Annotated in this window: 19 protein-coding genes, 1 tRNA gene and 4 pseudogenes; 11 read left to right on the top strand and 13 right to left on the bottom strand. The window is 69.1% G+C overall.

What is annotated here, in order from left to right; all coding sequences use genetic code 11:
* Window positions 1-4: 4 nt before the first annotated feature.
* From FRZ33_RS06335 to FRZ33_RS06320, 4 genes are all read right to left on the bottom strand, one after another.
* Window positions 5-463 (bottom strand): hypothetical protein, encoded by a 459-nt coding sequence (locus FRZ33_RS06335; RefSeq protein ID WP_146908489.1) that lies wholly within the window; start codon window positions 461-463, stop codon window positions 5-7.
* A 253-nt stretch (window positions 464-716) separates the two neighbouring features.
* Window positions 717-1,649, bottom strand: coding sequence for a 30S ribosomal protein S6--L-glutamate ligase (gene rimK, locus FRZ33_RS06330; protein ID WP_146908487.1), 933 nt, complete (start codon window positions 1,647-1,649; stop codon window positions 717-719).
* On the bottom strand, window positions 1,646-2,095 hold the full coding sequence (locus FRZ33_RS06325; protein ID WP_146908485.1) for an ATP-dependent zinc protease family protein: 450 nt from the start codon (window positions 2,093-2,095) through the stop codon (window positions 1,646-1,648). The genes rimK and FRZ33_RS06325 overlap by 4 nt, the downstream gene beginning before the upstream one ends.
* Before the next feature lie 75 nt (window positions 2,096-2,170).
* Window positions 2,171-2,244: transfer RNA gene (locus FRZ33_RS06320), tRNA-Gly, on the bottom strand.
* Between the two features lie 59 nt (window positions 2,245-2,303).
* Between FRZ33_RS06320 and thiS the strand changes: the two genes are divergently transcribed.
* The 4 genes from thiS to FRZ33_RS06300 all read left to right on the top strand — a co-directional run bounded on the left by thiS (window position 2,304) and on the right by FRZ33_RS06300 (window position 6,263).
* Window positions 2,304-2,504, top strand: coding sequence for a sulfur carrier protein ThiS (thiS, locus tag FRZ33_RS06315; protein ID WP_146908483.1), 201 nt, complete (start codon window positions 2,304-2,306; stop codon window positions 2,502-2,504).
* A 371-nt stretch (window positions 2,505-2,875) separates the two neighbouring features.
* Complete coding sequence (locus FRZ33_RS06310; RefSeq protein ID WP_146908482.1) at window positions 2,876-3,679, top strand: thiazole synthase; 804 nt, start codon at window positions 2,876-2,878, stop codon at window positions 3,677-3,679.
* 14 nt (window positions 3,680-3,693) lie between these two features.
* Window positions 3,694-4,416, top strand: a complete 723-nt coding sequence (gene trmB, locus FRZ33_RS06305; protein WP_146908480.1) for a tRNA (guanosine(46)-N7)-methyltransferase TrmB — start codon at window positions 3,694-3,696, stop codon at window positions 4,414-4,416.
* Between the two features lie 8 nt (window positions 4,417-4,424).
* Window positions 4,425-6,263, top strand: a complete 1,839-nt coding sequence (locus FRZ33_RS06300; RefSeq protein WP_146908478.1) for an SLC13 family permease — start codon at window positions 4,425-4,427, stop codon at window positions 6,261-6,263.
* On the opposite strand, the gene FRZ33_RS06295 is transcribed toward FRZ33_RS06300, so the two are convergent.
* Window positions 6,260-6,589, bottom strand: coding sequence for a Rieske (2Fe-2S) protein (locus FRZ33_RS06295; protein ID WP_146908477.1), 330 nt, complete (start codon window positions 6,587-6,589; stop codon window positions 6,260-6,262). The two genes, FRZ33_RS06300 and FRZ33_RS06295, sit on opposite strands and share 4 nt — an antisense overlap.
* Window positions 6,590-6,621: 32 nt before the next feature.
* On the opposite strand from FRZ33_RS06295, the gene FRZ33_RS06290 reads away from it, so the two are divergent.
* From FRZ33_RS06290 to FRZ33_RS06275, 4 genes are all read left to right on the top strand, one after another.
* Window positions 6,622-6,888: a hypothetical protein gene (locus FRZ33_RS06290; RefSeq protein WP_146908475.1), complete on the top strand. Its 267-nt coding sequence runs from the start codon at window positions 6,622-6,624 to the stop codon at window positions 6,886-6,888.
* Window positions 6,889-6,954: 66 nt separating this feature from the next.
* Window positions 6,955-7,647: a fumarylacetoacetate hydrolase family protein gene (locus FRZ33_RS06285; RefSeq protein ID WP_146908473.1), complete on the top strand. Its 693-nt coding sequence runs from the start codon at window positions 6,955-6,957 to the stop codon at window positions 7,645-7,647.
* 52 nt (window positions 7,648-7,699) lie between these two features.
* A complete protein-coding gene (gene mscL / locus FRZ33_RS06280) occupies window positions 7,700-8,113 on the top strand; it encodes a large-conductance mechanosensitive channel protein MscL (RefSeq protein ID WP_227978180.1) in 414 nt (137 codons plus the stop codon).
* A 62-nt stretch (window positions 8,114-8,175) separates the two neighbouring features.
* Complete coding sequence (locus FRZ33_RS06275) at window positions 8,176-9,588, top strand: M28 family peptidase (RefSeq protein WP_146908471.1); 1,413 nt, start codon at window positions 8,176-8,178, stop codon at window positions 9,586-9,588.
* Between the two features lies 1 nt (window position 9,589).
* On the opposite strand, the gene FRZ33_RS06270 is transcribed toward FRZ33_RS06275, so the two are convergent.
* From FRZ33_RS06270 to FRZ33_RS06235, 8 genes and pseudogenes are all read right to left on the bottom strand, one after another.
* A complete protein-coding gene (locus FRZ33_RS06270; RefSeq protein ID WP_146908469.1) occupies window positions 9,590-10,837 on the bottom strand; it encodes a M61 metallopeptidase family protein in 1,248 nt (415 codons plus the stop codon).
* Between the two features lie 36 nt (window positions 10,838-10,873).
* A pseudogene (locus FRZ33_RS06265) lies at window positions 10,874-11,762 on the bottom strand (TrmH family RNA methyltransferase).
* A gap of 87 nt (window positions 11,763-11,849) precedes the next feature.
* A pseudogene (locus FRZ33_RS06260) lies at window positions 11,850-14,969 on the bottom strand (efflux RND transporter permease subunit).
* 21 nt (window positions 14,970-14,990) lie between these two features.
* Complete coding sequence (locus FRZ33_RS06255; RefSeq protein WP_146908465.1) at window positions 14,991-16,064, bottom strand: efflux RND transporter periplasmic adaptor subunit; 1,074 nt, start codon at window positions 16,062-16,064, stop codon at window positions 14,991-14,993.
* 360 nt (window positions 16,065-16,424) lie between these two features.
* The gene (locus FRZ33_RS06250; RefSeq protein ID WP_146908463.1) at window positions 16,425-17,432 is read right to left on the bottom strand and encodes a class I fructose-bisphosphate aldolase; all 1,008 of its coding nucleotides are present in this window, start codon (window positions 17,430-17,432) and stop codon (window positions 16,425-16,427) included.
* A 577-nt stretch (window positions 17,433-18,009) separates the two neighbouring features.
* A pseudogene (pyk, locus tag FRZ33_RS06245) lies at window positions 18,010-19,475 on the bottom strand (pyruvate kinase).
* An 85-nt stretch (window positions 19,476-19,560) separates the two neighbouring features.
* On the bottom strand, window positions 19,561-20,145 hold the full coding sequence (locus FRZ33_RS06240; RefSeq protein WP_265468761.1) for an HAD hydrolase-like protein: 585 nt from the start codon (window positions 20,143-20,145) through the stop codon (window positions 19,561-19,563).
* A 63-nt stretch (window positions 20,146-20,208) separates the two neighbouring features.
* Window positions 20,209-21,383, bottom strand: a pseudogene (locus tag FRZ33_RS06235) (phosphoglycerate kinase).
* 94 nt (window positions 21,384-21,477) lie between these two features.
* Here FRZ33_RS06235 and FRZ33_RS06230 point away from each other — a divergent pair.
* Genes FRZ33_RS06230 through FRZ33_RS06220 form a run of 3 tightly spaced genes read left to right on the top strand, consistent with a single transcriptional unit; the run spans window position 21,478 to window position 23,623 of the window.
* Window positions 21,478-22,038: a GNAT family N-acetyltransferase gene (locus FRZ33_RS06230; protein ID WP_158637122.1), complete on the top strand. Its 561-nt coding sequence runs from the start codon at window positions 21,478-21,480 to the stop codon at window positions 22,036-22,038.
* Complete coding sequence (locus tag FRZ33_RS06225; RefSeq protein WP_146908459.1) at window positions 22,035-23,003, top strand: L-threonylcarbamoyladenylate synthase; 969 nt, start codon at window positions 22,035-22,037, stop codon at window positions 23,001-23,003. The genes FRZ33_RS06230 and FRZ33_RS06225 overlap by 4 nt, the downstream gene beginning before the upstream one ends.
* Window positions 23,000-23,623 (top strand): hypothetical protein, encoded by a 624-nt coding sequence (locus FRZ33_RS06220; RefSeq protein WP_146908457.1) that lies wholly within the window; start codon window positions 23,000-23,002, stop codon window positions 23,621-23,623. Before FRZ33_RS06225 ends, FRZ33_RS06220 begins: the two co-directional genes overlap by 4 nt.
* The last annotated feature ends 261 nt before the right edge of the window (window positions 23,624-23,884 follow it).

Below are 23,884 nucleotides of genomic sequence, written 5' to 3'. Positions count from 1 at the left end.
CGGGTCAGTTGTTCGGCGGGCCGATGCCGTTCTGGACCTTCCGCAGGTGTTCGCGGTCGGCTTCGGCGCGGCGGTTGCGCTCGGCCACGGTCTGGCAGGTGGTCTTGCGCATGCGGCTGCCGGTCGGCATGTCACGGTCGCAGACCAGGCGGCTGTCGGCGGCGGCCTGGGTCAGGATGTTGTTGACCTTTTCCTGCTCGTTGAAGATCTCGACCTTGGTTTCCATGTCGAGGCTGTCGATCGAATCGACGCCTTCCAGGCGGCTGCCAATGCGGTCCAGCGCCTCGCGGACCTTGGCACGGTCGGAGCTGCTGATTTCCGCGTAGGTCTTGCCGTCCGCCAGATCCTCTTCGATCTCTTCGCGCTGGTCGGCAAAGTTGCCTTCGTCCAGGGCCACCTGCTGCTGGCTGGCGAACGCCGTGGAAGAAGCTGCCAACAGCAAGGCACAGAATGCGATCTTCATCATGTCCATCCTCTCTTTGTTCTTTTTCGGTGGGGTCGAGCCGCTTCGATTCTGCCAGAGGCAGGCGGCTTCCACACCCATACAAGAAAAAGGCCCGGGGACGCCACTCGTGCGCCTTACCCGGGCCGAAAGGTTGCTTACTGCCCCGATTGCCGTAATCCGCAGGGTGACGCTCTGACGAGGAGTGACCTGAGCAGGCTTACCGGCTCGGCAAGCCTAGGCTGCAGGGTATTAAAGAGCCGTTAAAACCGCTTCAGCCTTTGGTTAACGCCCGCTTCCGGGGTGGCGCCCGGCGCCGGGCCGGCGCCTTCGGACGGACCCTGGAGGTCACGAAATCGATGATCTCCCCGGCCACATCCACGCCAGAAGCCCCTTCGATGCCCTCCAGGCCGGGGCTTGAGTTCACTTCCAGCACCAATGGCCCACGTTTCGACCGCAGAAGGTCCACGCCTGCAACACCCAGCCCCATGACCCGGGCGGCGCGCCGGGCGGTCTCGATTTCCGCCGCGGTCAGCTTCACCGGGCTGGCCTTGCCGCCCCGGTGCAGGTTGGACCGGAACTCGCCCTCGCCCGCCTGCCGGCGCATGGCCGCCACCACCCGGTCCCCGACCACGAAACAGCGCAGGTCGGCGCCCTTGGCTTCGGCGATGAACTCCTGCACCAGGAAGTTGGCGTACAGGCCGCGGAAGGCTTCGATGACGCTGCGCGATGCCCCCGCGTTCTCCGCCAGGATCACGCCGGTGCCCTGGGTGCCTTCGTTGAGTTTGATCACGTGCGGCGGCTTGCCGAGCATGCCCAGCAGGTCGCTGGTGTCGTCGGGGTTGTCGCCGAACACGGTCAGCGGCAGGCCCAGGCCTTCGCCCGCCAGCATCTGGTGGCAACGCAGTTTGTCGCGGGCGCGCAGCACGGCATCGGAACCGTTGGGCGTGTAGGCGCCCATCAGCTCGAACTGGCGCAGCACGGCGGTGCCATAGAAGGTGACCGAGGCGCCGATGCGCGGGATCACCGCGTCCATGCCGGCCAGGGGTTTGCCCTTGTAGCGCAGCAGGAACTGGCCGGGCGCGATCTGCATGTAGCAGCGCAGCGGGTCGAGCACGCGCACGGTATGGCCACGTTCGCGCGCGGCTTCGACCAGGCGCTGGGTCGAATAGAGCTTGGCATTGCGGGAGAGGATGGCGAGTTTCACGGCGGAACCATGTCTTCGGGCGGATCGCCCTGCAGGAAGGAGCTGGCCGGGTCGACCAGGAAACGCCCGGCCAGCGCAGTGCGGCCGAGCAGCATGGGGAAAAGCATGTTCCGGCGTTGTGTCAGGTTGACTTCGGCCAGCCACTCCCGGCCCGCCAGGCGCAGGCGGGTGCGGATGAACAGGCGTTCGGTCTGGTGGCCGCCGGAGTCTGTGACGCGGCGGCGGTCGAGCACCGCGGCTTCGGCCGGCTGCGGCGCGGCGCCGGCCACGCCGGTGTCGAGCAGGAAACGCACGTACTCGTGGCCGTCGCGCCGGAAGGTTTCCTGGTCCAGCACGTGCAGGGCGGAGGAACGCGCGCCGGTGTCGACCTTGGCGCGTACCGCGGCAATGCCCAGGTCGGGCAGTGACAGCCACTCGCGCCAGCCCAGGGGGACGGGGTGCGGCATGGCGTCCTCCGGGACGGGAGTGGTGCGGGGTTCGGCCCCATCGAATACGGCGGCACGTGGCCGCCGTGGGGGACTTGGAGCGGGTGATGGGAATCGAACCCACGTTAGCAGCTTGGGAAGCTGCAGTTCTACCATTGAACTACACCCGCGTTCGGCGGGGATTATGCGGTCCGGCCGCGGCGGGCCGCAACGCGATAAAATCGCCGGCATGCAGATCACGCTCAATGGCGAAGTCCGGGACGTGGCGCCCGGCACGACGGTGGCGGCGCTGTTGGCGCTGGCCGGTTACGGGGGCCGCAAGGTGGCGGTCGAGGTCAACCTCGAGGTCGTGCCCCGGGGCCGCCACGAAACCCACGCGCTGGCCGACGGCGACCGGGTCGAGATCATCCACGCCATCGGCGGCGGCTAGCGCTCCCTTCGGGGCACAAGAAGAACTGTCTTGCTCGTGGGCGTCTGGTCCGGCGGGTGCCGGGATCGTTTCTGGATGCCTGCCAGAAGCACAGGCAAGCGAGCTCTTGCCCCAGAACGGCACCCCGGTCCTGACGGTCCGCAGGCCGTCGTGCGTGAGGTCTTTTTCCGGGGCTTCGAAAACATGGACGTTTTCGAAGAGCCTCCATGGATGGATTCACGGCGTCCCCGGAAAAAGACCTCACGTACGGCGGCCTATCGCCAAGAACGATCCCGGCGCACGGCCCGAAGGGAGCGCAAGCCGGGAACATGGGGTGAATGGGGTCTTAAAAAAGGGTTAACTCGTGCGGCGGAACGGGCCATAATCCGGGCATGAATCGTGCAGAAGCCCCCTCGCCCGCCGATACCCTGGTGATCGCCGGCAAGACCTACCGCTCCCGCCTGCTGACCGGCACCGGCAAGTTCACCGACCTGGAACAGACCCGCCTCGCCACCGAAGCCGCGGGCGCGGAAATCGTCACCGTCGCCATCCGCCGCAGCAACATCGGCCAGAACCCCGGCGAACCGAACCTGCTGGACGTCCTGCCGCCCGACCGCTACACCCTGCTGCCCAACACCGCCGGCTGCTACACCGCCGATGACGCCGTGCGCACCTGCCGCCTCGCGCGCGAACTGCTCGACGGCCACAAGCTGGTGAAACTCGAAGTGCTGGGCGATGCGAAGACGCTGTACCCGGACGTCGTGCAGACCCTCAAGGCCGCCGAGATCCTGGTCGCCGACGGCTTCGACGTGATGGTCTACACCAGCGACGACCCGATCATCGCCAAGCGCCTGGAAGAAATCGGCTGCGTGGCCGTGATGCCGCTGGCCGCGCCGATCGGCTCGGGCCTGGGCGTGCAGAACCGCTGGTCCATCCTCGAGATCGTCGACAACGCCAAGGTGCCCGTGCTGGTGGACGCCGGCGTCGGCACGGCGTCCGACGCCGCCATCGCCATGGAACTGGGCTGCGACGGCGTGCTGATGAACACCGCGATCGCCGGCGCGCGCGACCCGATCCTGATGGCCAGCGCCATGCGCAAAGCGGTCGAGGCCGGGCGCGAAGCCTTCCTGGCCGGCCGCATCCCGAAAAAACGCCACGCCAACGCCTCCTCGCCGCTCGACGGCCACTTCCTCTGACGGGGGTGGCGGGCATGTCCGGCGCCAGCGACGAAAACACTCCCGAACCTTCACCTCGGAACCGGCCGATCCGCAGTTTCGTCCTGCGGCAGGGGCGGCAGACCGAAGCGCAGAAGCGGGCGTTCGAGTTGCATTGGGCTTCGTTGGGGCTGGATTACCGCGGTGGGCAGCAGGCCTTCGGAACGGTATTCGGGCGGTCGGGCCCGCTTGTCATGGAAATTGGCTTCGGCAATGGCGAACAGCTGCTTTTCGCGGCCGAACGCGAAACCGGGCGTGACTTCATCGGCGTCGAAGTGCACGGCCCCGGCGTGGGCCGACTGCTCAACGCCGCCGCGGCCGCCGGGCTGCACAATCTGCGTGTCTATCAACACGATGCCGTCGAGGTGCTGCGCGATGAAGTGGCGCCGGCATCACTGGACGAGGTTCGCATCTACTTCCCCGACCCCTGGCACAAGAAGCGCCACCACAAGCGCCGCCTGGTGCAACCGGACTTCGTGGCCCTGCTCTGCGACCGCCTGAAGCCCGGCGGCCTGCTGCACGTCGCCACCGACTGGGAAAATTACGCCGAACACCTGTGGGACGTGCTGGACGCCGAACCGCGCCTGCGCAACCGCGCCGGCCCGCGCGGCTTCGTGCCGCGGCCCGAATGGCGCCGCCAGACCCACTTCGAAACCCGCGGCCTGAAACTCGGCCACGGGGTCTGGGACCTGCTGTACGACCGACTGCCGGGAGCCTGACAGAAACGATGGAAACCGGCCTGGCCCTCACCCGCGACATGATGCTCGTGCTTGGCCTGGTCGGCTTTACCATCGCCATGTTCATGATCGAGCGCATCCGCGCCGACGCCACCGCGCTGGTGGTGCTGGTGGTGCTGGGCCTGACCGGCCTGGTGCCGGCGAACCAGCTCTTCGACGGCTTCTCGGGCAACGCCGTGATCGCGGTGATCGCCACCATGATCCTGGGCGCCGGCCTGGACCGCACCGGCGCGCTGAACCGCCTGGCGGTGTGGCTGCTGCGCATGTCCAAGGGCATGGAGGAGCGGCTGATCCTGATGACCTCGGCGGTGGCCGGCCTGATTTCCGGCTTCATGCAGAACCCGTCGGTAATGGCTCTGTTCCTGCCGGTGGCCTCGCGCGTGTCGGGCCGGTCCGGCATCGGCCTGTCGCGGCTGCTGCTGCCGCTCGCCGCCGCGATCGTGATGGGCGGCGGCCTGACCATGATCGGCAATTCGCCGCTGATGCTGCTCAACGACCTGCTGGTGGCCGCCAACCGCAACCTGCCCTCGGGCGTGTCCACGCTGCAGCCGCTGCCGATGTTCGCGCCGTTGCCGATCGGCCTGGCGCTGCTGCTGCTGGGCCTGGGTTATTTCCGCTGGCTGGGCCCGAAGCTGCTGGGCCACGGCGAGGAAAAAGGCGTGGCGCCCAGCCGCACCCAGAGTTATTTCGCGCGTGCCTACGGCATCGACGGCGATGTGTACGAACTCAGCGTCACCGCCGAAAGCCCGCTGGTGGGCATGTCGGTCGGCGAAGCCGAGGCCCAGCGCGACGCGCCGCTGCTGCTGGCCCTGCTCAGCGGCAACGAGGCGCGGCTGGCACCGCCGGCGGACCAGATGATCTGGGTCGGCAGCGTGCTGGGCGTGATGGGCCCGCGCGAGGCGATCCAGGACTACGCGCAGAAGAACCTGCTGCGCATGTCGGCACGGCTGCGCAATTTCGCCGACCTGTTCAATCCCAGCCGCTCGGGCATTTCCGAAGCGGTGATCCCGCCCACCTCGTCCTTCATCGGCAAGGCACAGGCGCAGCTGCAGCTGCGCAAGCGCTTCGGCATCAGCCTGCTGGCGATCAACCGGGACAACCAGGTCTGGCGCGAAGACATCCGGCGCATGCCGCTCAAGGCCGGCGACATGCTGGTCTTCCACAGCATCTGGACCGACCTGGCGCAGGCCAGCGAAAGCCGCGACTTCGTCGTGGTCACCGACTACCCCAAGGGCGAGCAGCGGCCGCACAAGCTGTGGTGGGCGATCGGCGTGTTCGGCGCGGCGATGGCGTTGGCGCTGAGCACCCTGGTGCCGGTGCCGCTGGCGCTGATGGCCGGTGCGGCGGCGATGCTGCTGGCGGGCGTGCTGAACATGGACGAGGCCTACGCCGCGGTCAGCTGGAAGACCGTGTTCCTGATGGCCTGCCTGATCCCGCTGGGCTGGGCCATGGATTCCACCGGCGCCGCCGGCTGGCTGGCGCAGCAGATCCTCGACCGCATCGGCCCCGACGTGCCGATCTGGGTGATCGAGGCCGCGGTCGGGTTGCTGGCCACCGCTTTTGCATTGGTGATCGGCAACGTCGGCGCCACCGTGGTGATGGTGCCGATGGCGATCAACGTCGCCTTGGCCGCCGGTGGCAGTCCGCTGGCATTCGCGCTGATCGTGGCGCTGTCGGCCTCGAACAATTTCCTGAGCGTGTCCAACCCGGTGCTGGCGATGGTGACCGGGCCCGCCGGTTACAGCTCGCGCGACCTGTGGCGCACCGGCGCGCCGCTGACCCTGCTCTACCTCGCCATCGTGCTGGTGATCGTCAACCTGATGTTCTAGCCGGCGCTGACCGCGACCGGCCGCAAGGACGCACCGCGGCAGGGCCCGGCGATGCATTCGCCACGATCGAGTTCGAAACTGGCGCCGTGCGCGGCGCAGACCAGGTGGCCACGGTCGACCAGGAACTTGCCGGGCGCCCAGTCCAGGCGCCGTCCGGCATGCGGGCAGATGTTGAGCCAGGCGCGCAACTGGTCGCCCTGGCGCAGCAGGATCAACGACTGCGGCTCGCCGTCCAGCGGCACTTCGATCTCCGACAAGCCCTCGGGCGGCCACTCGGCCAGCCGGATTAACGAACCGCTTACACTTTCCACATCGGGCCTCGCCATACTCCGTCTCCCACGCATTCTGCCACGCCCCCATGCGCTTCCGTTTCCAACGCCTGTTCAGTTATTGCCCCAGCAAGCCCCGCAGCCCGCTGCTGCGCGTGCTCGTGGGCCTGCTCGGGCTGATGCTGCTGGTGCTGCTGGTGGTCTTTGGCCTGGTGATCGGCCTGGGCATGCTGCTGTTCGCGGCCGTGCGCCGCCTGCTGCGCTCCCCGGCCCGGCCGGCGCGCCCCCAGGAAGGCGTGATCGAAGGCGAGTACACCCTCGTCGACAAGCCCACCTCGCCCCTCGGCCTGCGCTGAGCATTCCGTCGCGGTATCGCGACATCCATCGCGGCTAGACTTGGCGCTTCGCCCCGGAGCCGCGCCATGACCCGAACCGTCATCCCCATGCCCGCCACCCCCTGCCTGCCCGTGCGCGGCAGCGACGCGCTGTTCCCGGTGCGGCGCATCTACTGCGTGGGCCGCAACTTCGCCGAACACGCGAAGGAAATGGGTGCCAGCGTGGACCGCGGCAACCCGGTGTTCTTCATGAAACCCGCCGACGCCATCGTCGCTGGCGGCGGCACGGTGCCCTACCCACCCGGCACGCGCGACCTGCACCACGAAGTGGAGCTGGTGGTGGCGCTGGGCCACGATGCCGACGGCGTGGTGGCGACCGGTCTCGCACTCGATCTCGTGTTCGGTTACGGCGTCGGCCTGGACCTCACGCGCCGCGACCTGCAGGCCGCCGCCAAGGCCAAGGGCCTGCCCTGGGACACCGGCAAGGGCTTCGACCATTCCGCACCCGCCAGCGAACTGGTGCCGGCCGCCGCCGCGGGTGATCTGTTCACGCGCCGGATCTGGCTGACCGTGAACGGCGAACCGCGCCAGCAGGGCCAGCTCGACGACATGGTCTTCAGCGTCGCCGAGGTGCTGCACGAACTGTCGAAGCTGTATGCGCTCAAGGCCGGCGACCTGGTGTTCATGGGCACGCCCTCGGGCGTGGCCGCGCTGGCGCCGGGTGATCATTTCCACGCCGGCGTGGATGGCCTGGTGGAACTGTCCGGGCGTATCGCCTGAAGCGCGGGCCGGTGTAAATTCGGGACTCGTCCCCGGTTGCAGGAGCATGTCCATGGGAATGGCTTCGGAATTCAAGGAATTCGCAATGCGCGGCAACGTCGTCGACCTCGCGGTCGGCGTGGTGATCGGCGCCGCGTTCGGAAAGATCGTCGCCTCGCTGGTCAACGACATCATCATGCCGTCCATCGGTTATGCGGTCGGCGGCGTGAACTTCAGCGACCTGGCGATCGAACTCAAGGCCGCCACCGTGGATGCGGCCGGCACCGAGGTGCCGGCGGTGCTGGTCAAGTACGGCGCCTTCATCCAAACCATCGTCGATTTCCTGATCATCGCCTTCGCCATCTTCGTGGCGGTGAAGGTGATCAACTCGCTCAAGCGCAAGGAAGAAGCGGCGCCCGCACCGCCGGCGGAGCCGAGCGAGGAAGTGAAGCTGCTCACCGAGATCCGCGACGCGCTCAAGCGCTGACCGGACCGCAAACCCCACCGACGCCGGCCCTCGGGTCGGCGTCCTGATTTCCGGAGTCCTGCATGCGTCTTGTGATTTCCCTGCTCGCCGCCGCGCTCTGCGCCGGTTCCGCCGGCGCCGATACCGGCCTGGAGGCCGAAGACCTGGCCGCCGCCGCCACCCTGCGCGACCAGGCCCTGCGCGGCAGCCAGGCCTGGGCCGTGGTCGAGTCGCTGACCACCGAAGTCGGCCCGCGCCTGGCCGGCACGCCGGCGGACGCGCGCGCGGTGGCGTGGGCGGAAGCCAAGTTCAAGGCGCTGGGTTTCGACCGGGTATACCTGGAACCGGTCACCTTCCCGGCCTGGATCCGCGGGCACGAACGCGCCGAAGTGCTGGCACCGTTCCCGCAGCCGCTGGTGGTGACCGCGCTCGGCGGCAGCGTCGGCACCGGCGCGGCGCCGCTGGAGGCCGAGGTCGTCGAGTTCGCCGACCTGGCCGCGCTCAGCGCCGCGCCCGACGGCAGCCTGGCCGGCAAGATCGCCTACGTCAGCAACCGCATGGTGCGTTTCAAGGACGGCCGCGGTTATGGCCCGGCCGTGGGTGCGCGCAGCAACGGCGCGGTGGAAGCGGCGAAGAAGGGCGCGGCTGCCATCCTGATCCGTTCGATCGGCACCAGCAGCGACCGCTTCGCGCACACAGGCGTGATGCGCTACGTCGCCGACGTGCCGCGCATCCCGGCCGCCGCGCTGTCCAACCCCGATGCCGACCTGCTGTCGCACATGCTCGGCCGCGGCCAGCCGGTGCGCCTGCGTCTGGACATCGCCGCGGAAACGCGGGGCGAGTACACCTCGCACAACGTGATCGGCGAGATCCGCGGCCGCGAGCTGCCGGACGAAGTGGTGACCATCGGCGGCCATCTCGACTCCTGGGACCTGGGCACCGGCGCCATCGACGACGCTTCCGGCGTCGGCATCACCATGGCCGCAGGCGCGCTGATCGGCGCGATGGACCGGGCGCCGCGCCGCACCGTGCGCGTGATCGCCTATGCCAACGAGGAACAGGGCCTGTACGGCGGCAAGGCCTACGCCGCTGCGCGCGCCGCCGCGGACGAAGTCGGCGCCCACCAGCTCGGCGCCGAAAGCGACTTCGGTGCCGGCCGCGTGTACGCACTGCGCGCCGGCGTGGCCGATGCGGCCTGGCCGGTGATCGAGCAGATCGGCGAGGTGCTGGCGCCGCTGGGTGTCGAGGTCGAACGCGGCGTCGGCAGCCCGGGCCCGGATGTCGGCCCGATCGTCGCGCTGGGCGCGCCATGGGCGCAGCTGGCGCAGGACGGCACCGACTATTTCGACTACCACCACACCGCCAACGACACGCTGGACAAGGTCGATGCCAAGGCGCTCGACCAGCAGGCGGCCGCGTATGCGGTGCTGGCCTACCTGGCGGCGGAAACGACGGTGGACTTCGGCCAGCTGCCGGTGAAGCCCGCCAGCCCCTGAGTCAGTCGAGCAGCGGCGTGTCGAGCACCTTCGAGGGCGCGCCGGTGAGTTCCTGCACCTGCTCGCGCAGGTCCTCGCGCGACACCTCGCGCAGCGGGATCAGCGCCTTGACCACGTCGTCCAGGCTGCGCTTGTCCTTGGTGCGGGCGCGGATCTCGGCATCGAGCTCGCGCATCAGCTGCACGGCGCGCGCGGTGCGCGGGCCGTGCGAACGGTTGCTGGTGAGGCGCGTGATGTCCTTGCCGTGGTTGGCCATCCAGTCCTGGGCCTTGTCTGCACGCGCTGGGCTCAGCAGGCCGGCACGGCGCAGCAGTTCGATCGAATAGAACTCGGCCAGGCCCTCGGCGATCCAGTCGTCGCCGTCGGCGCCCCTGATCCGGGTAATCACGTGGGTGAGTTCGTGCGTGAGCGTGCTGGTGCCGTTTTCGCTGATCAACGGCCGGTCGGCATGCAGGAACAGCGAACGCGGCCCCGACAGCCCGCCGCGCCACATCGGGTCGCCGGCGCTGACGATCAGCAGCTTGGCCGGCAGCTTGCCGAAAGCGCGCTCGAACTCCGGCACCAGGTTGTTGAAGAAGGCCAGCATGTCGTTGCGGCGGATCACGTCGCCCTTGGGCCCGGCGACGCTGATCTCGGTGTCGCCCAGGTGCTCGCGCCGGGTGCCGACCGCGCCGGCGATGATCCAGCCGATCGGCCGGTCGAAACGGCGCTCCGGGTTCACCACCACGAAGGACTTGCCGTCACGGCTGCGCAGGAAGGGCGTGTCCACGTTGGTCCAGCCCTTGGGCAGCACGAAGCGCAGGCGCACGCGCGAATCGGCGCCCTTGCTGGCGCTGACCCGGGCGGCGGGCACCAGGTCGTCGCCGCGCACGATCGCCCAGTCGTCGGTGATGCGGGCGTCGTAACCGCCGTCGCGGCGCTGGTGGTCGATCAGGTAGCGGTAGCGCAGCTTCGAGGGTTTGTCGCGCAGCGGGACCCAGGTGACCACGTCGCCCTTGCGCACGACCTCGCCGTCGCCGCTGACCTGGGTGTAGCGGTCTTCGGGCATGGTCAGGCGCAGGCGGCGGGCGCCGACCTCGCCGGGCGTGAGCTTGATCGTCACCTGCGCCTGACCGGACTTCGGCAGGAACTGCACGGTGTAGTCGACGCCGTATTCGCTGCGGGCGGCGGCGGCGCTGCACAACAGCAGCAGCGCGGCGAACAACAGGGCGTGGAGGCGGGAGGGGATCGCAAGGGGGCTCGGGGTCATGGCGCGATTATGCCGATCCCGGTCTGAACTGCCGATTCAGCGTCCGGGCTCAGGCCCGGCGCTGGCGCCACCATTCGCCCATAAGACCGCCGTGGCGGAAGCCACGTTGAGGCTTTCCACCGCGCCGCTGCCCGGGATGCCCAGGCGCAGCGCCGAAGCCTGGGCCAGCAGCGGATCCACGCCGGTCTGTTCGGCGCCCATCATCAGCAGCAGGCGTTCCGGCAGGGCCGTGCCGTACAGCGGCTGGCCGCCGCGCACGACGGTGGCCACGGGCACGAAACCGGCGGAGCTCAGCTGGGCCAGGCTGTTGTCGGTGCGGCCCAGGCGCACCATCGGCACCCGCTCCGCGCCGCCTTCGGCCACCCGCGCCGCGGCGCCGGACAGGGCCAGCGGCGAGTCCTTGGGCAGCAGCAGGCCGGCGACGCCGAAATGCGCCGCCGAACGCAGGATCGCGCCCAGGTTGTGCGGATTGCCTACCCCATCCAACCAGAGCGCGGCCATCGGTCCTGCCGGCAGCGCACGCAGCCACTCCGACAGATTGTGCTCGGTGTTCGGCACCACCCCGAACACCACGCCTTCGTGGTGCGCGCTGCCCGACAGCTTGTGCAGGTCTTCGTCCCCGACCACGGTGTAGCCGATGCGGTGCTGCACGCAGTGCGCCAGCACCGCCTTCAGTTTCGGAATGCGCGATTCGAGCAGCCAGACCTTGCGCAGGTCCTGCGGCCGGTGTTCGAACATGGCCAGGCAGGCGTTCAGGCCATGCAGGCGCAGTTCGCGCGGGGGCGCGGCGTGGTGGCTTCGCCGCGCAGCAATGCGGCGTCCGCTTCGTCGCGGGCATGGTCGCGGGGGTTGTCGCGATTTGGGCCGCGGCCCGGCGGACGCCGCGATTCGGCGGCCGCCGGCGTCGGCCGTGCCTGCCGGTCACGCTCGCGCTCGCGCTTGTCCCGCGGCTTTCCCTGCGGCCCTCGATACGGCGAATCGCTCATGCCCGACCTCCAGAATTCCGGCGATTCTACGCGTGACCGCCGACAACTGGCGTTTCGCTCTCGAGTTTCTCGAGCTTGCGCGCCACGGCCTCGGGCGAGCGCGTGTAGGGCGCCAGCAGGGTGTAGAAGGCCGGCACCACGAACAGCGACAGCACCGTCGAGAACGCCACGCCGGAAATCACCACGATACCGATGGTGGCGCGGCTGGCCGAACCCGGGCCGCCGGCCACCACCAGCGGCACGGCGCCCATGATGGTGGCGATCGAGGTCATCAGGATCGGGCGCATGCGCACGGCCGCGGATTCCACGATGGCTTCGCCGATCGCCAGGCCCTCGTCGCGCAGCTGGTTGGCGAACTCGACGATCAGGATGCCGTTCTTGGCCGCCAGCCCCACCAGCATCACGATACCGATCTGGCTGAACAGGTTGAGCGAACTGCCGAACAGCCACAGACCGAGCAGCGCACCCAGCACTGCCAGCGGCACCGTCAGCATGATCACCAGCGGGTGCAGGAAACTTTCGAACTGCGCCGCCAGCACCAGGTAGACGATCAGCAGCGCCATGGCGAAGGTGAACAGTGCCGCGCCGCCGGCACGCTGGTATTCGCGCGACTCGCCCTTGTAGTCGATCTGGGCGCGTTCGGGCAGTTCTTCCGCGGCGACCTGTCGGAACCAGTCCAGCGCCTCGCCCAGGGTGTAACCCGGCGCCAGGCCGGCCGAAATGGTGATCGCGCGCAGGCGGTTGAAGCGGTTGTACTGGCCCGGTTCGGCCAGTTCGCTCAGCGTGACCAGGCTCGACAGCGGCACCAGTTCGCCGGTGGTGGCCGAACGCACGTACAGGTTGTTGAGGTCGGAGGGCGAGGCGCGGTTCTCGCGCTGCGCCTGCAGGATCACGTCGTACTCCTCGCCGTCCTCCACGTAGGTGGTGACGCGGCGCGAGCCCATCATGGATTCCAGGTGCGGCCGATCTCCTGCACCGACACGCCCAGGTCGGCGGCGCGGGTACGGTCGATTTCGACGCGAAGCTGCGGGCGGGTTTCCTTGTAGTCCGAGTCGGCCGAATACAGCTGCGGGTTCTGTTCCATGCGCGCCAGCATGCGGTCGCGCCACTGCGCCAGCTCGGCGTAATCCGGGCCGCCCAGCACCACCGCCAGCGGCTGGCCGCCGCTGCGCACCAGGCCGGTGCGGACCTGCGGCCGCGCGACCACGCCGGGCAGGCGGGCGAGGTCGGCACGCACCTTCTCCACCAGTTCGGCCGTGGTCTCGTCGCGCTGGTTCCAGGGCTTCAGCAACACGATGGCCTGGCCGGTGTGCATGTCGCCGCCGGGACCGAAGCCGCCGGGCACGCGGGTATTCGCACGGTCGATGGACTGGCCTTCGCCCAGGTACTTGAACAGCTTCTGCTCGACCTCGTGCATCTGTTCGACGGTGTAGTCGAAGCCCGCGCCCTCGGGACCGGACACGGTGACGAAGAAGGCGCCGCGGTCCTCCGGCGGCGCCAGTTCGGCGGGCGTGGCGATCAGCAGGAACCAGGACACGCACAGGCTGCCCAGCAGCATCGCGCCGAACAGCAGCGGCCGGCCGATCGTGCGCTTGAGCGCCTTGCGGTAGCCGCTGCTCAACGAAGCCAGGTGGCTCTGGATCCAGGCGTTCAGGCCCCGCGGCTGTTCGTGCGCGCGGATCAGTTTGGAACACATCATCGGCGTCAGCGTCAGCGCGACGAAGGCCGAGATGGTGACCGCCGCGGCCATCGCCACCGACAGCTCGCGGAACAACCGCCCGGTATTGCCTTCCATGAAGCCGATCGGCAGGAACACCGCCGCCAGCACCGTGGTGGTCGCGATCACCGCGAACGCCACCTGCTGGGTGCCACGACGCGCCGCCACCAGCGGCGGTTCGCCCAGGTCGGCGCGGCGCTGCACGTTCTCCAGCACCACGATGGCGTCGTCCACCACCAGGCCGATGCAAAGCACCAACGCCAGCAGGGTCAGCAGATTGATGGTGAAGCCGAAGGCCCACAACGCGATGAACACCGTGACCAGGCAGACCGGCACCGTCACCGCCGGGATCAGCGCGGCGCGCACGCTGCCCATAACAGGTAGATCACCACCAGCACCAGCAGCACCGCTTCGATCAGCGTCATGTAGACGCGGTTCACCGCGGCGTCGATGAAGGTGGTGGAGTCGAAGGCGACGAAGATGTCGGTGCCATCGGGCAGCGTGTCCTGGATCGCCGGCAGCGCCGCCTTGACGTCGCGCGCCACGTCCAGGCTGTTGGCGGTGGACGTCTTGACCACGCCCAGGCCGATGTTGGGCTGGCCGTTGCCGCGGAAATAGGCGCGGCGTTCGGCCGAGGCGCGTTCGACGGTCGCCACGTCGCCCAGCCGCACCAGGTAACCGTCCTCGCCCTTGGCCAGGGTGAGCTGGGCGAAGTCGTCGGCTTCCTGGTAGCCGCGCATCACCCGCAGCACGAAGTCGCGGTCCTGCGATTCCAGGCTGCCGGCGGGCAGTTCGACGTTCTCGCGCCGCAGCGCGTTCTCGACGTCGTTGACGGTGAGGCCGCGCGCGGCCAGTGCCTCGCGGTCGAGCCAGATACGCATCGAATAACGCTGCTGGCCGCCGACCCGACCTGGGCGACGCCGTCGATGCTCGACAGGCGGTCGACCACGTAGCGTTCGGCGTAATCGCTGAGCGCCAGGGTGTCCAGGCGCGACGAGTTCATGTTCAGCCAGAGGATGACCTCGGCGTCGGCCTCGACCTTCTCGATCTCCGGCGGGTCGGCCTCTTCCGGCATGCGGTCCATCACCCGGCTGATGGCGTCGCGAACGTCGTTCGCGGCGGCCTCGATGTCGCGCGTCAGCGAGAACTCCAGCGTCACCTGTGCCTCGCCGTTGCGGCTGCGCGACTCCACGGTCTCGATGCCCTCGATGCCGGCCACGGCGTCTTCGAGGATCTGGGTGATGCGGGTCTCCACCACCGCCGCCGACGCGCCCGGATAGGCGACCTCGACCGAGACGATCGGCGGGTCGATGTTGGGCAGCTCGCGCAGGGTCAGGCGGGTGAAGGCGATGATGCCCAACACCACCAGCATCAGGCTCATCACGGTCGCGAAGACCGGGCGTTTGATCGAAAGGTCGGACAGGACCATGGTCTTTTCCCCGGCGCGCCCTCAGGCGCCCTTGCGGTCGGCGACGACGGCGGCCGCTTCACCGGCGGCGGTGGCTTCGACCACCCGCGCGCCTTCGCGCAGCTTGACGGTGCCGTCCACGACGATGCGGTCGCCGGCCGCCAGCCCGTCCAGCACTTCGACCTCGCCCTGACGGCGCTGGCCCAGCTTCACGTCCACCTGCTCGACGGTGTCGTCGGCCTTGACCCGGAACACGTGCGCGTCCTGCGCCACCTGGATCACCGAGATCTCGGGCACCACCAGCGCCTGGCGCTCGGGCTGGAACACCTGCAGCGTGAGCAGCATGCCCGGACGCAGTTCGCGCTCGGGGTTGGGGATCTCGGCGCGCACGGTGACGGCGCGGGTGACCGGGTCCACGCGCGAATCGATCGTGCTCACCGTGCCGGTGAACTCGCGGTCCGGCCAGGCCGCGCTGCGTGCCGACACGGCCTGCCCGGGAGCAAGCGCGGACAGGAAGGCCTCGGGCACCGTGAAGTCGAGCTTCATCACCGAGATGTCGTCCAGGCTGGCGATGGTGGTGCCGGGCGTGACCAGGTGCCGGGGCTGACCTGGCGGAAACCGAGCACGCCGTCGAAGGGCGCCGTGATCACGCGGTCGGCCAGGCGTGCGCGCACCACGTCCAGTCGCGCGCGCGGAATCCATGGCGCCGCGCTGGGCGTCGAGCTGGCTGGTCGGGATGAGTTTCTGCGCATTGAGCTCGCGCAGGCGCTCGTACTGCTGCTGCGCCTCGCGGTAGGACGCGGCGACTTCGTCCAGCCCGGCCAGTTCGGCACGACCCGACAGGTCCACCAGCACGTCGCCGGCCTCGACCAGGTCGCCGTCCTCGAAGTTCACCCGGACCACGGTTTCGGTGACCTTGGCGGTGACCAGCACCGACTCGTTGGCCCGCGTCGTGCCCAGGGCCTCGATGGCGTCGCTCCGGGGCTTGATGGCCGCCTGTGTCGTGGTGACGGTCGCGGCCGGCGCCTGCGGCCGGTCGGATGCGTCGTCGCCACAGGCGGACAGCAGCAGGGCCAGGGCCAGCAGAGGGGGCAGCTTCTTGAGGCTCGACGTCATGTCAGGGGCGTTCCTTGATCCTTGAATGGCCGCCGTCGCGGGACGGTGGCGTGATGGTGCGCTCGATGCCGCTCAACCGCACGCAGGCGCTCCGGATACTGACCCGGGGGCCGGAGAAAGTTCGCCGGGCAGGCCTGGCAACCGGGGGCAAGGCCGGCCCCACGCAGGCAGGTCGGCCGATTGTACGGGGCCGACGTCATGCCGGCGTGCACGGGCTGCGGTCATCCGGTGATCAACGCCCGGGCGCGCAGGACGTTGACGCCAGCCCACGATGAAGTGCCGCTGGGCGTGAGATCCGGGCCCGGAAAGCAGAACGCCGGCACGAGGCCGGCGTTCCGTGGACCACTGGGCGGGCGCCGCTTACGCGGACTTCCACTTGCCCAGCGCGGCCAGGCCGTTGTCCTTGGCGCGGGCGTACACGGTCTGCTGGGCGGCGGCGACATTGCCCACCAGGTCCTTGGACCACAGCTTGAGCGCGGCCGACTGCATGGCGCGGCCGTAGCTGAAGCTCAGCGGCCAGGGCTTGGCACCCATCTGGTTCATGGCGTTGAGGTGCGCGGTGGCGGCCTCGTCGCTCTGGCCGCCGGACAGGAACACGATGCCCGGCAGGATCGCCGGCACCGAGGCCTTGAGGCAGCGCAGGGTCATCTCGGCCACTTCCTCGACGCCGGCCTGGTCCGGGCAGTCCTTGCCGGACACGACCATGGAGGCCTTCAGGATGGTGCCCTCGAGCATGACGTTGTGCTCGTACAGCGCGCCGAACAGCGAGCGCAGGGTGACCTCGGTGATCTCGTAGCAGGTGTCGATGTCGTGCTCGCCGTCCATCAGCACTTCGGGCTCGACCATGGGCACGATGCCGGCTTCCTGGCACAGGGCGGCGTAGCGGGCCAGTGCGTGGCAGTTGGCCTCGATGCAGGTGCCGGACGGCGCGTCTTCACCGATGGTGATCACGGCGCGCCACTTGGCGAACTTGGCGCCCAGTTTGGCGTATTCCTTCAGGCGGTCGCGCAGGCCGTCCAGGCCTTCGGTGACCAGTTCGCCCGGGAAGCCGGCCAGCGGCTTGGCGCCCAGGTCCACCTTGATGCCCGGCAGGATGCCGTTGTCCATCATGACCTTGGTGAACGGCACGCCGGCCTTGGTGGACTGGCGCAGGGTCTCGTCGTACAGGATGGCGCCGGAGATGTAGTCGCCCAGCTTCGGGGTGGTCAGCAGCATCTCGCGGTAGGCGCGGCGGTTCTCTTCCGTGCACTCGATGCCGACGCCTTCGAAACGCTTCTTGATGGTGGCGGTGGACTCATCGATGGCGATGATGCCCTTGCCTGCGGCCACCATGGCCTGGGCGGTTTCGGCGAGCTGGTCGATACTCATGGGGGCGATCCCGGGGTGGTTGCTGGAAAGCCGGGGATTATAGCCCAAGCCTGCTCCCCGCCCCACCCCTGGGCCCTTCCGGGCCCAGGCAGATCCATTGCCCGTGAGCGGGTGACTCGGGTGCGCCGGGATCGTTCCTGGCGATAGGCCGCCGTACGTGAGGTCGCTTTCCGGGGACGCCGTGAATCCATCCATGGAGGCTCTTCGAAAACGTCCATGTTTTCGAAGCCCCGGAAAGCGACCTCACGCACGACGACCTGCAGACCGTCAGGGCCGGGGTGTCGATTTGGGGCAAAAGCTCGCTTGCCTCGGCTTCTGGCAGGCATTCAGAACCTGGAACCACACAGGGCGGCAAAGCGACGGGCTCGCAAGGCTTTTCGAATTCGATGGCCCGGCCCCGAACGGCCACAGGCCGTCGTGCGAGGGAACTTTTCCGGACCTTCAGCGACACGGACGTCGCTGAAGAGCCTACATGGACGTATTCACGGCGTGTCCGGGAAAGTTTCCTCGTGCGGCGGCCTATCGCCTCGAACGATCCCGGCGCTGAGCAGCCACACGCCCTGCTTGCGCAGCAAGCTCAGAGCTCGCCCAGGCCCTCGGCGCGGCCGCCGGGGCCGACTTTCAGCAGGCGCAGGGTGTTGGTGGCGCCGTGCAGCTCCATGTGGTCGCCGCTGGTGATGATGACGCTGTCGCCCTCCGACAGCACCCCGGCGTCGAACAACTGCTTGATCGCCCCCGCGCCGCCTCGCGCGTGGCCAGGCCCTGGCTGTCGTAGTTGAACGGGAACACGTCGCGGATCATCGCCATGCGCCGGCGCGCGCCGGCATGACGCGACAGACCGTAGATCGGCACCGCCGAACGGAAACGCGACAGATAGCGCGCCGTGCCGCCGGATTCGGTCAGCGCGATGATGGCGCGGACCTGGATGTGTTCGGCCAGGAACATGCTGGCCATGGCGATGGCCTGGTCGGCGGCCTGCAGGTTGCGCGGCGCCTTCTCGAAATCGGTGTCGTGGTCGAACTGGCGCTCGGCGCCCAGGCAGATGCGCACCATCGCCTCGACCGACTTCACCGGGTAGTTTCCCGAGGCGGTTTCGGCCGACAGCATCACCGCGTCGGTGCCGTCGATCACCGAGTTGGCAACGTCCAGCACCTCGGCGCGGGTCGGGATCGGGTTGTCCACCATGGACTGCAGCATCTGCGTGGCGGTGATCACCACGCGGTTGTGTTCGAGCGCGGTGCGGATGATCTTCTTCTGCAGGCCGGGCAGCTCGGCGTCGCCGATCTCCACGCCCAGGTCGCCGCGCGCCACCATCACCACGTCGGAGGCGATGGTGATCTCGGCCAGGTTGTCGATCGCCTCGGCGCGTTCGATCTTGGCCACCAGGAAGGCGTCGCTGCCGGCGGCGCGGGCCAGCGCGCGCGCCTCGTCCATGTCGGCGGCGGAGCGGCAGAACGACACCGCGATGAAATCCACGCCCAGCTGCGCGGCGATCTGGATGTGCTGCTTGTCCTGGTCGGTCAGCGCGCCCAGCGACAGGCCACCGCCGAGCCGGTTCAGGCCCTTTCGGTTCGACAGCACGCCGTCGGTGAGCACGCGCGTGCGTATGTTTTCGCCCTCGATGGCGGTGACCTCGACCGCCATCAGGCCGTCGTCCAGCAACAGGGTGTCGCCCGCATGCACGTCGTTGACCAGACCCAGGGTAGCTGACACCGACCTGGCCGGCGTCGCCCAGTGGGGCGTCGGCGCGGCAGACCAGGGTGAAGTCCTGCCCGGCCTTGAGCAGCACCTTGTCTTCCTCGAATTTCTCGATGCGGATCTTCGGGCCCTGCAGGTCGGCCAGGATGCCGACCTCGCGGCCCTGGCGCGCGGCTGCTTCGCGCACCGCGGCCACGCGCGCGGCGTGGTGTTCGGGCGTGCCATGGGAGAAGTTCAGGCGCACGACGTTGACGCCGGCGCGCACCAGGTCGTCGAGCACGCCCGGCGCGTCGGTGGCCGGGCCCAGGTGGCGAGGATCTTGGTGCGGCGCAGGGCGTGGCTCATCGGTGGGCTTCGCGGGGTGGTGCCGTCAAAGCTAACACAGGTTTTTGCGGCCCGCGCGCGTTGCCGCGATGTCCTGCCGCTGTCCTCAGGAGACAGCCGCAGCGAACAGCCCGGGCAGTTCGTGCGGTGCGCGCGCCAGGCGGTCGGCACCGGCGGTGCTGAGTTCGGCTTCGCCGCCAAAACCCCACAACACGCCCACCGAGGCCATGCCGTGGTGGCGCGCGCCTTCGATGTCCATGCGCCGGTCGCCGATCATGCTGATGCCGTCGGCGGCCAGGCCCAGGCGCCGCAGCGCTTCGGCGATCAGTTCGGGCTTGTGGCTGATGCGGCCGTCTTCGGTGGCGCCGATCACGTCCTCGAAATGATGGCCGAACGGCAGGTGCTCGACGATGCGGCGTGCGTGGTCTTCGTATTTCGCGGTGACCACCGCCAGCCGGTGTCCGGCGGAAACCAGCGCCTCGACCGCGTCGCCGATGCCCGGATAGGCCTCGTGTTCGGTCCAGCCGTGGCTGTCGAAACGTTCGCGATAGAGCCGCACCGCCTGTTCGGTGCGTTCCTGGTCCTGAGCAGCGGCCCGAAGCTTTCGCGCAGCGTCGGCCCGATCCAGCGCCGCAGTTCGTGCTGCGGCGGCACCGGTTCGCCCATGCTTTCTAGCGCATGGGCGACGCAGCGGGTGATGCCGACGGCGGAATCGATCAGGGTGCCGTCCAGGTCGAAGAAGAGGGTCGCCACCTCAGCGTGCGCGCGCCTTGAGCGCCGCGACCGCCGGCAGTTCCTTGCCTTCGCAGAACTCCGGGAAGGCGCCGCCGCCGGTGGAAATGTAGCTGATGCCGGACTCGACGCCGTACTTGTCCACCGCGGCCAGGGTGTCGCCGCCGCCGGCGATCGAGAACGCGGACGAATCGGCGATCGCCTTTGCCAGCACCTGGGTGCCCTTGCCGAAGGCGTCGAATTCGAACACGCCGACCGGGCCGTTCCAGACCACGGTGCCGGCTTTGTTGATCATTTCCGCATAACGCGCGGCGGTTTCCGGACCGATGTCCAGGATCATGTCGTCCGGACCGACTTCGTTGACCTTCTTCACCGTGGCCGGCGCGTCGGCGGCGAAGGCCGGGGCCACCACCACGTCGCTCGGGATCGGGATGTCGGCACCGCGGGCCTTGGCGTCGGCGATGATCTGCCGGGCGGTGTCGAGCAGGTCGTTCTCGCACAGCGACTTGCCGACCGGGTGGCCGACCGCGGCGATGAAGGTGTTGGCGATGCCGCCGCCGACGATCAGCTGGTCCACCTTGGACACCAGGTTCGACAGCAGCTCGAGCTTGGTGCTGACCTTGCTGCCGGCGACGATCGCGATCAGCGGGCGGGCCGGGGCTTCCAGCGCCTTGGCCAGCGCGTCGAGTTCGGCCATCAGCAGCGGGCCGCCGCAGGCGACTTTCGCGAAGCGGATCGCGCCGTGCGTGGACGCCTGCGCGCGGTGCGCGGTGCCGAAGGCGTCCATGACGTACACGTCGCACAGCGCGGCGTACTTCTTCGACAGCGCCTCGTCGTCCTTGCCCTCGCCGACGTTCATGCGGCAGTTCTCCAGCAGCACCAGCTGGCCGGGCTGCACCTGCACGCCGTCCACCCAGTCCTTCACCAGCGGCACCTCGCGGCCCAGCAGTCCGGACAGGCGCGCGGCGACCGGCGCCAGCGAATCCTCCTGCGTCCACACGCCCTCCTTCGGGCGGCCCAGGTGCGAGGTCACCATCACGGCGGCGCCTTTCTCCAGGCCAGCCGGATCGTCGGCAGGGCCGCGGTGATGCGCTGCTCGGAGGTGATGCGACCGTCCTTGACCGGCACGTTGAGGTCTTCGCGGATCAGCACGCGCTTGCCGGCCAGGTCGAGGTCGGCCATGCGGAGGAGGGTCATGGGTGGCTCCATGGGAAGGGACGCGGGAAAGACCGCCATTTTCCCCGCCCGGTGGGCCTGGGGCAAACCGCCGGGCCGCGTGGGAGAATGCGGCATGGCCTTCGATCCCAACGACCCGCCCGTGCTCGAGAGCGACCGTGTGCGCCTGCGCCCGCTGCAGGCGTCGGACGCGGCCGACGTCTTCGCGCTCTACAGCGACCCGGAGGTCTGCCGCTACTGGAGTTTTGCGCCCTGGACCGGCCTGGCCCAGGCCGAGGCCTGGCTGGCCGAGCGCATGCCGATGCGCCCACCCGCAGTGTACGGCTGGGCGCTGACCGAGCCGGGCGAGGACCGTTTCATCGGAACCACCGCCCTGTTTTCGCTGAGCGGGCCGAACCAGCGCGCCGAACTCGGTTATTCCCTGCTGCCCTCGCGCCAAGGCCGCGGACTGGCCCGCGAAGCCGTGAGGCTGGCGATCGGACACGGTTTCGGCCCGCTGGGCCTGGAACGCATCGAGGCCGACGTGGATCCGCGCAATCAATCTTCATGGCGCCTGCTGGAGCATTTCGGTTTCCAGCGCGAGGGCCTGCTGCGCAACCGCTGGCGGGTCGGGGGTGAGTTCGCCGATTCCTGGATCTACGGCCTGCTCAAGGCCGACTACCGGAGCGTGGCATGAGCTACGGAATCGCCGACGCCGTGGCCGCCCTGCGCCGGGGCGAGGCCATCGGCCTGCCCACCGAGACCGTGTACGGCCTGGCCGCCGATGCTTCGAACGCCGAGGCGGTGCGCGGGATCTTCGCGCTGAAGGGCCGGCCGGCCGATCACCCGCTGATCGTGCACATCGCCGATGCCAGGCAACTCGACGCCTGGGCCAGCGACATTCCCGCGGCGGCCCGCACGCTGGCCTCCGCCTTCTGGCCCGGGCCGCTGACCCTGATCCTGCGCAAGCAGCCCGGCGTGCCGGACGAAGTCACCGGCGGCCAGCCCACCGTCGGCCTGCGCTGCCCCGCGCATCCGATGGCGCTGGAGGTGCTGCGTGCGTTCGGCGGCGGCCTAGCCGCGCCTTCGGCGAACCGCTTCGGCCGCATCAGCCCGACCACCGCCGCGCATGTGCGCGAGGAGTTCGGCGACGCGGTGCCGGTGGTGCTCAACGGCGGCGAATGCCAGATCGGAATCGAGAGCACGATCCTTGATCTTTCCTCCGGCACGCCGCGCATCCTGCGGCCGGGCATGATCAGCCGCGAACGCCTCGAAGCGGTCATCGGCCCCGTCGCGGACGGCGTTGCCGATGACAGCCCGCGCGCCTCGGGCACGCTGGAAGCGCACTACGCGCCGCGCACGCCGCTGCTGCTGCTGCCGCGCGCCGCGCTGGCGCAGGAAGCACAGCAGCAACTCACGTTCGGCAAGCGCGTGGCCGTGCTGGCGCTGGACACGCTGCCTGACGGCCTGGAGGGCCTGGCCCTGCCCGCCGCGGCGGACGCCTACGCCCACGGCCTGTACGCCGCGCTGCGTGCACTCGATACCCGCGGCGTCAACCTGCTGCTGGCCGAACGCCCGCCGGAAGGCGGCGACTGGCTGGCCGTGCACGACCGCCTGCGTCGCTCCGCCGCGGGCGCCGGCGCCGGGGACGACGCGCCGTGAAGGCCGCGCCGCGCTTCAGTGCCTGGGCCGCCCTGCCCGATGGCATCACCGCGGCGATGTTCCTCGCGGTCTGGATCCACCCCTTCGTGTTCGGCGCGCTGTCGGTGAAGACGGCGATGCTGACGATGCTGGTGGAGTTCTTCCTGATCCACGCCACCGGTTTTTTCACCGCCATCGCCAACCAGCCGAAAAGCGACCGCAAGCTGCGCATCGGCGGCGTGCTCGGTCTGTCGGTCTTCTACGTGCTGATGATCGGCGCCTTCGCCTGGAGTTTCGGCGAGTGGTGGCCGCTGCTGGCCTTCGGTTGGCTGGTGGTCGGCAAGTTCGTCTGGATCTGGCGCAGCGCGCCGGCCTCGGACGACGACACGATGGTGCAGATGGCCGCCTGGGCCGGTTCGGTGGTCGCCTACCTGTTTGCCTGCGCAATGACCGTGATGGTGCCGGTTCCGCGGCTGGGCATGAAGGCCGAGCTGCAGCCGCAGTTCGGTTTCGGCGAGGGCCAGGGCGGGCTGTGGATCGACGAGCCGCAAACCGTGGTGGCGATGGGCGCGCTGTACTTCGGCCTGCTCTGTGCCACGAAAATCCTGGCCGCGCGGTGGTCCTCCAAGCGTCCGGCCTGACTTTCTGCGGTGATTGGATGATTGCGCCCGGTGATCTGGCGCCGGCAGCACCGCGCGGCCGAGGGTCTCTTTCTGCTCAGTGAAGCCTTTTATTTCGCAGAAAGAGACCCTCGACCACACGGCACTGCCGGTTCGAACCTCAGAGGTTTCGTGGGGGAGTTCCTGAGCGGCATCGGCGTCTTGCATACGCGTGTGGGTTCGCGGGCTTCCGCATGCGGGATCTTTCCTGCGTCACGCGGTTTGCTAAGTGGGAGCACGCTC

It is taken from the genome of Arenimonas daejeonensis (assembly GCF_007993735.1).
In the GTDB taxonomy this organism is placed as follows: domain Bacteria; phylum Pseudomonadota; class Gammaproteobacteria; order Xanthomonadales; family Xanthomonadaceae; genus Arenimonas; species Arenimonas daejeonensis.
Note: the sequence above shows the minus strand (reverse complement) of the source record. Positions and strands in the feature narration are given on the sequence as shown.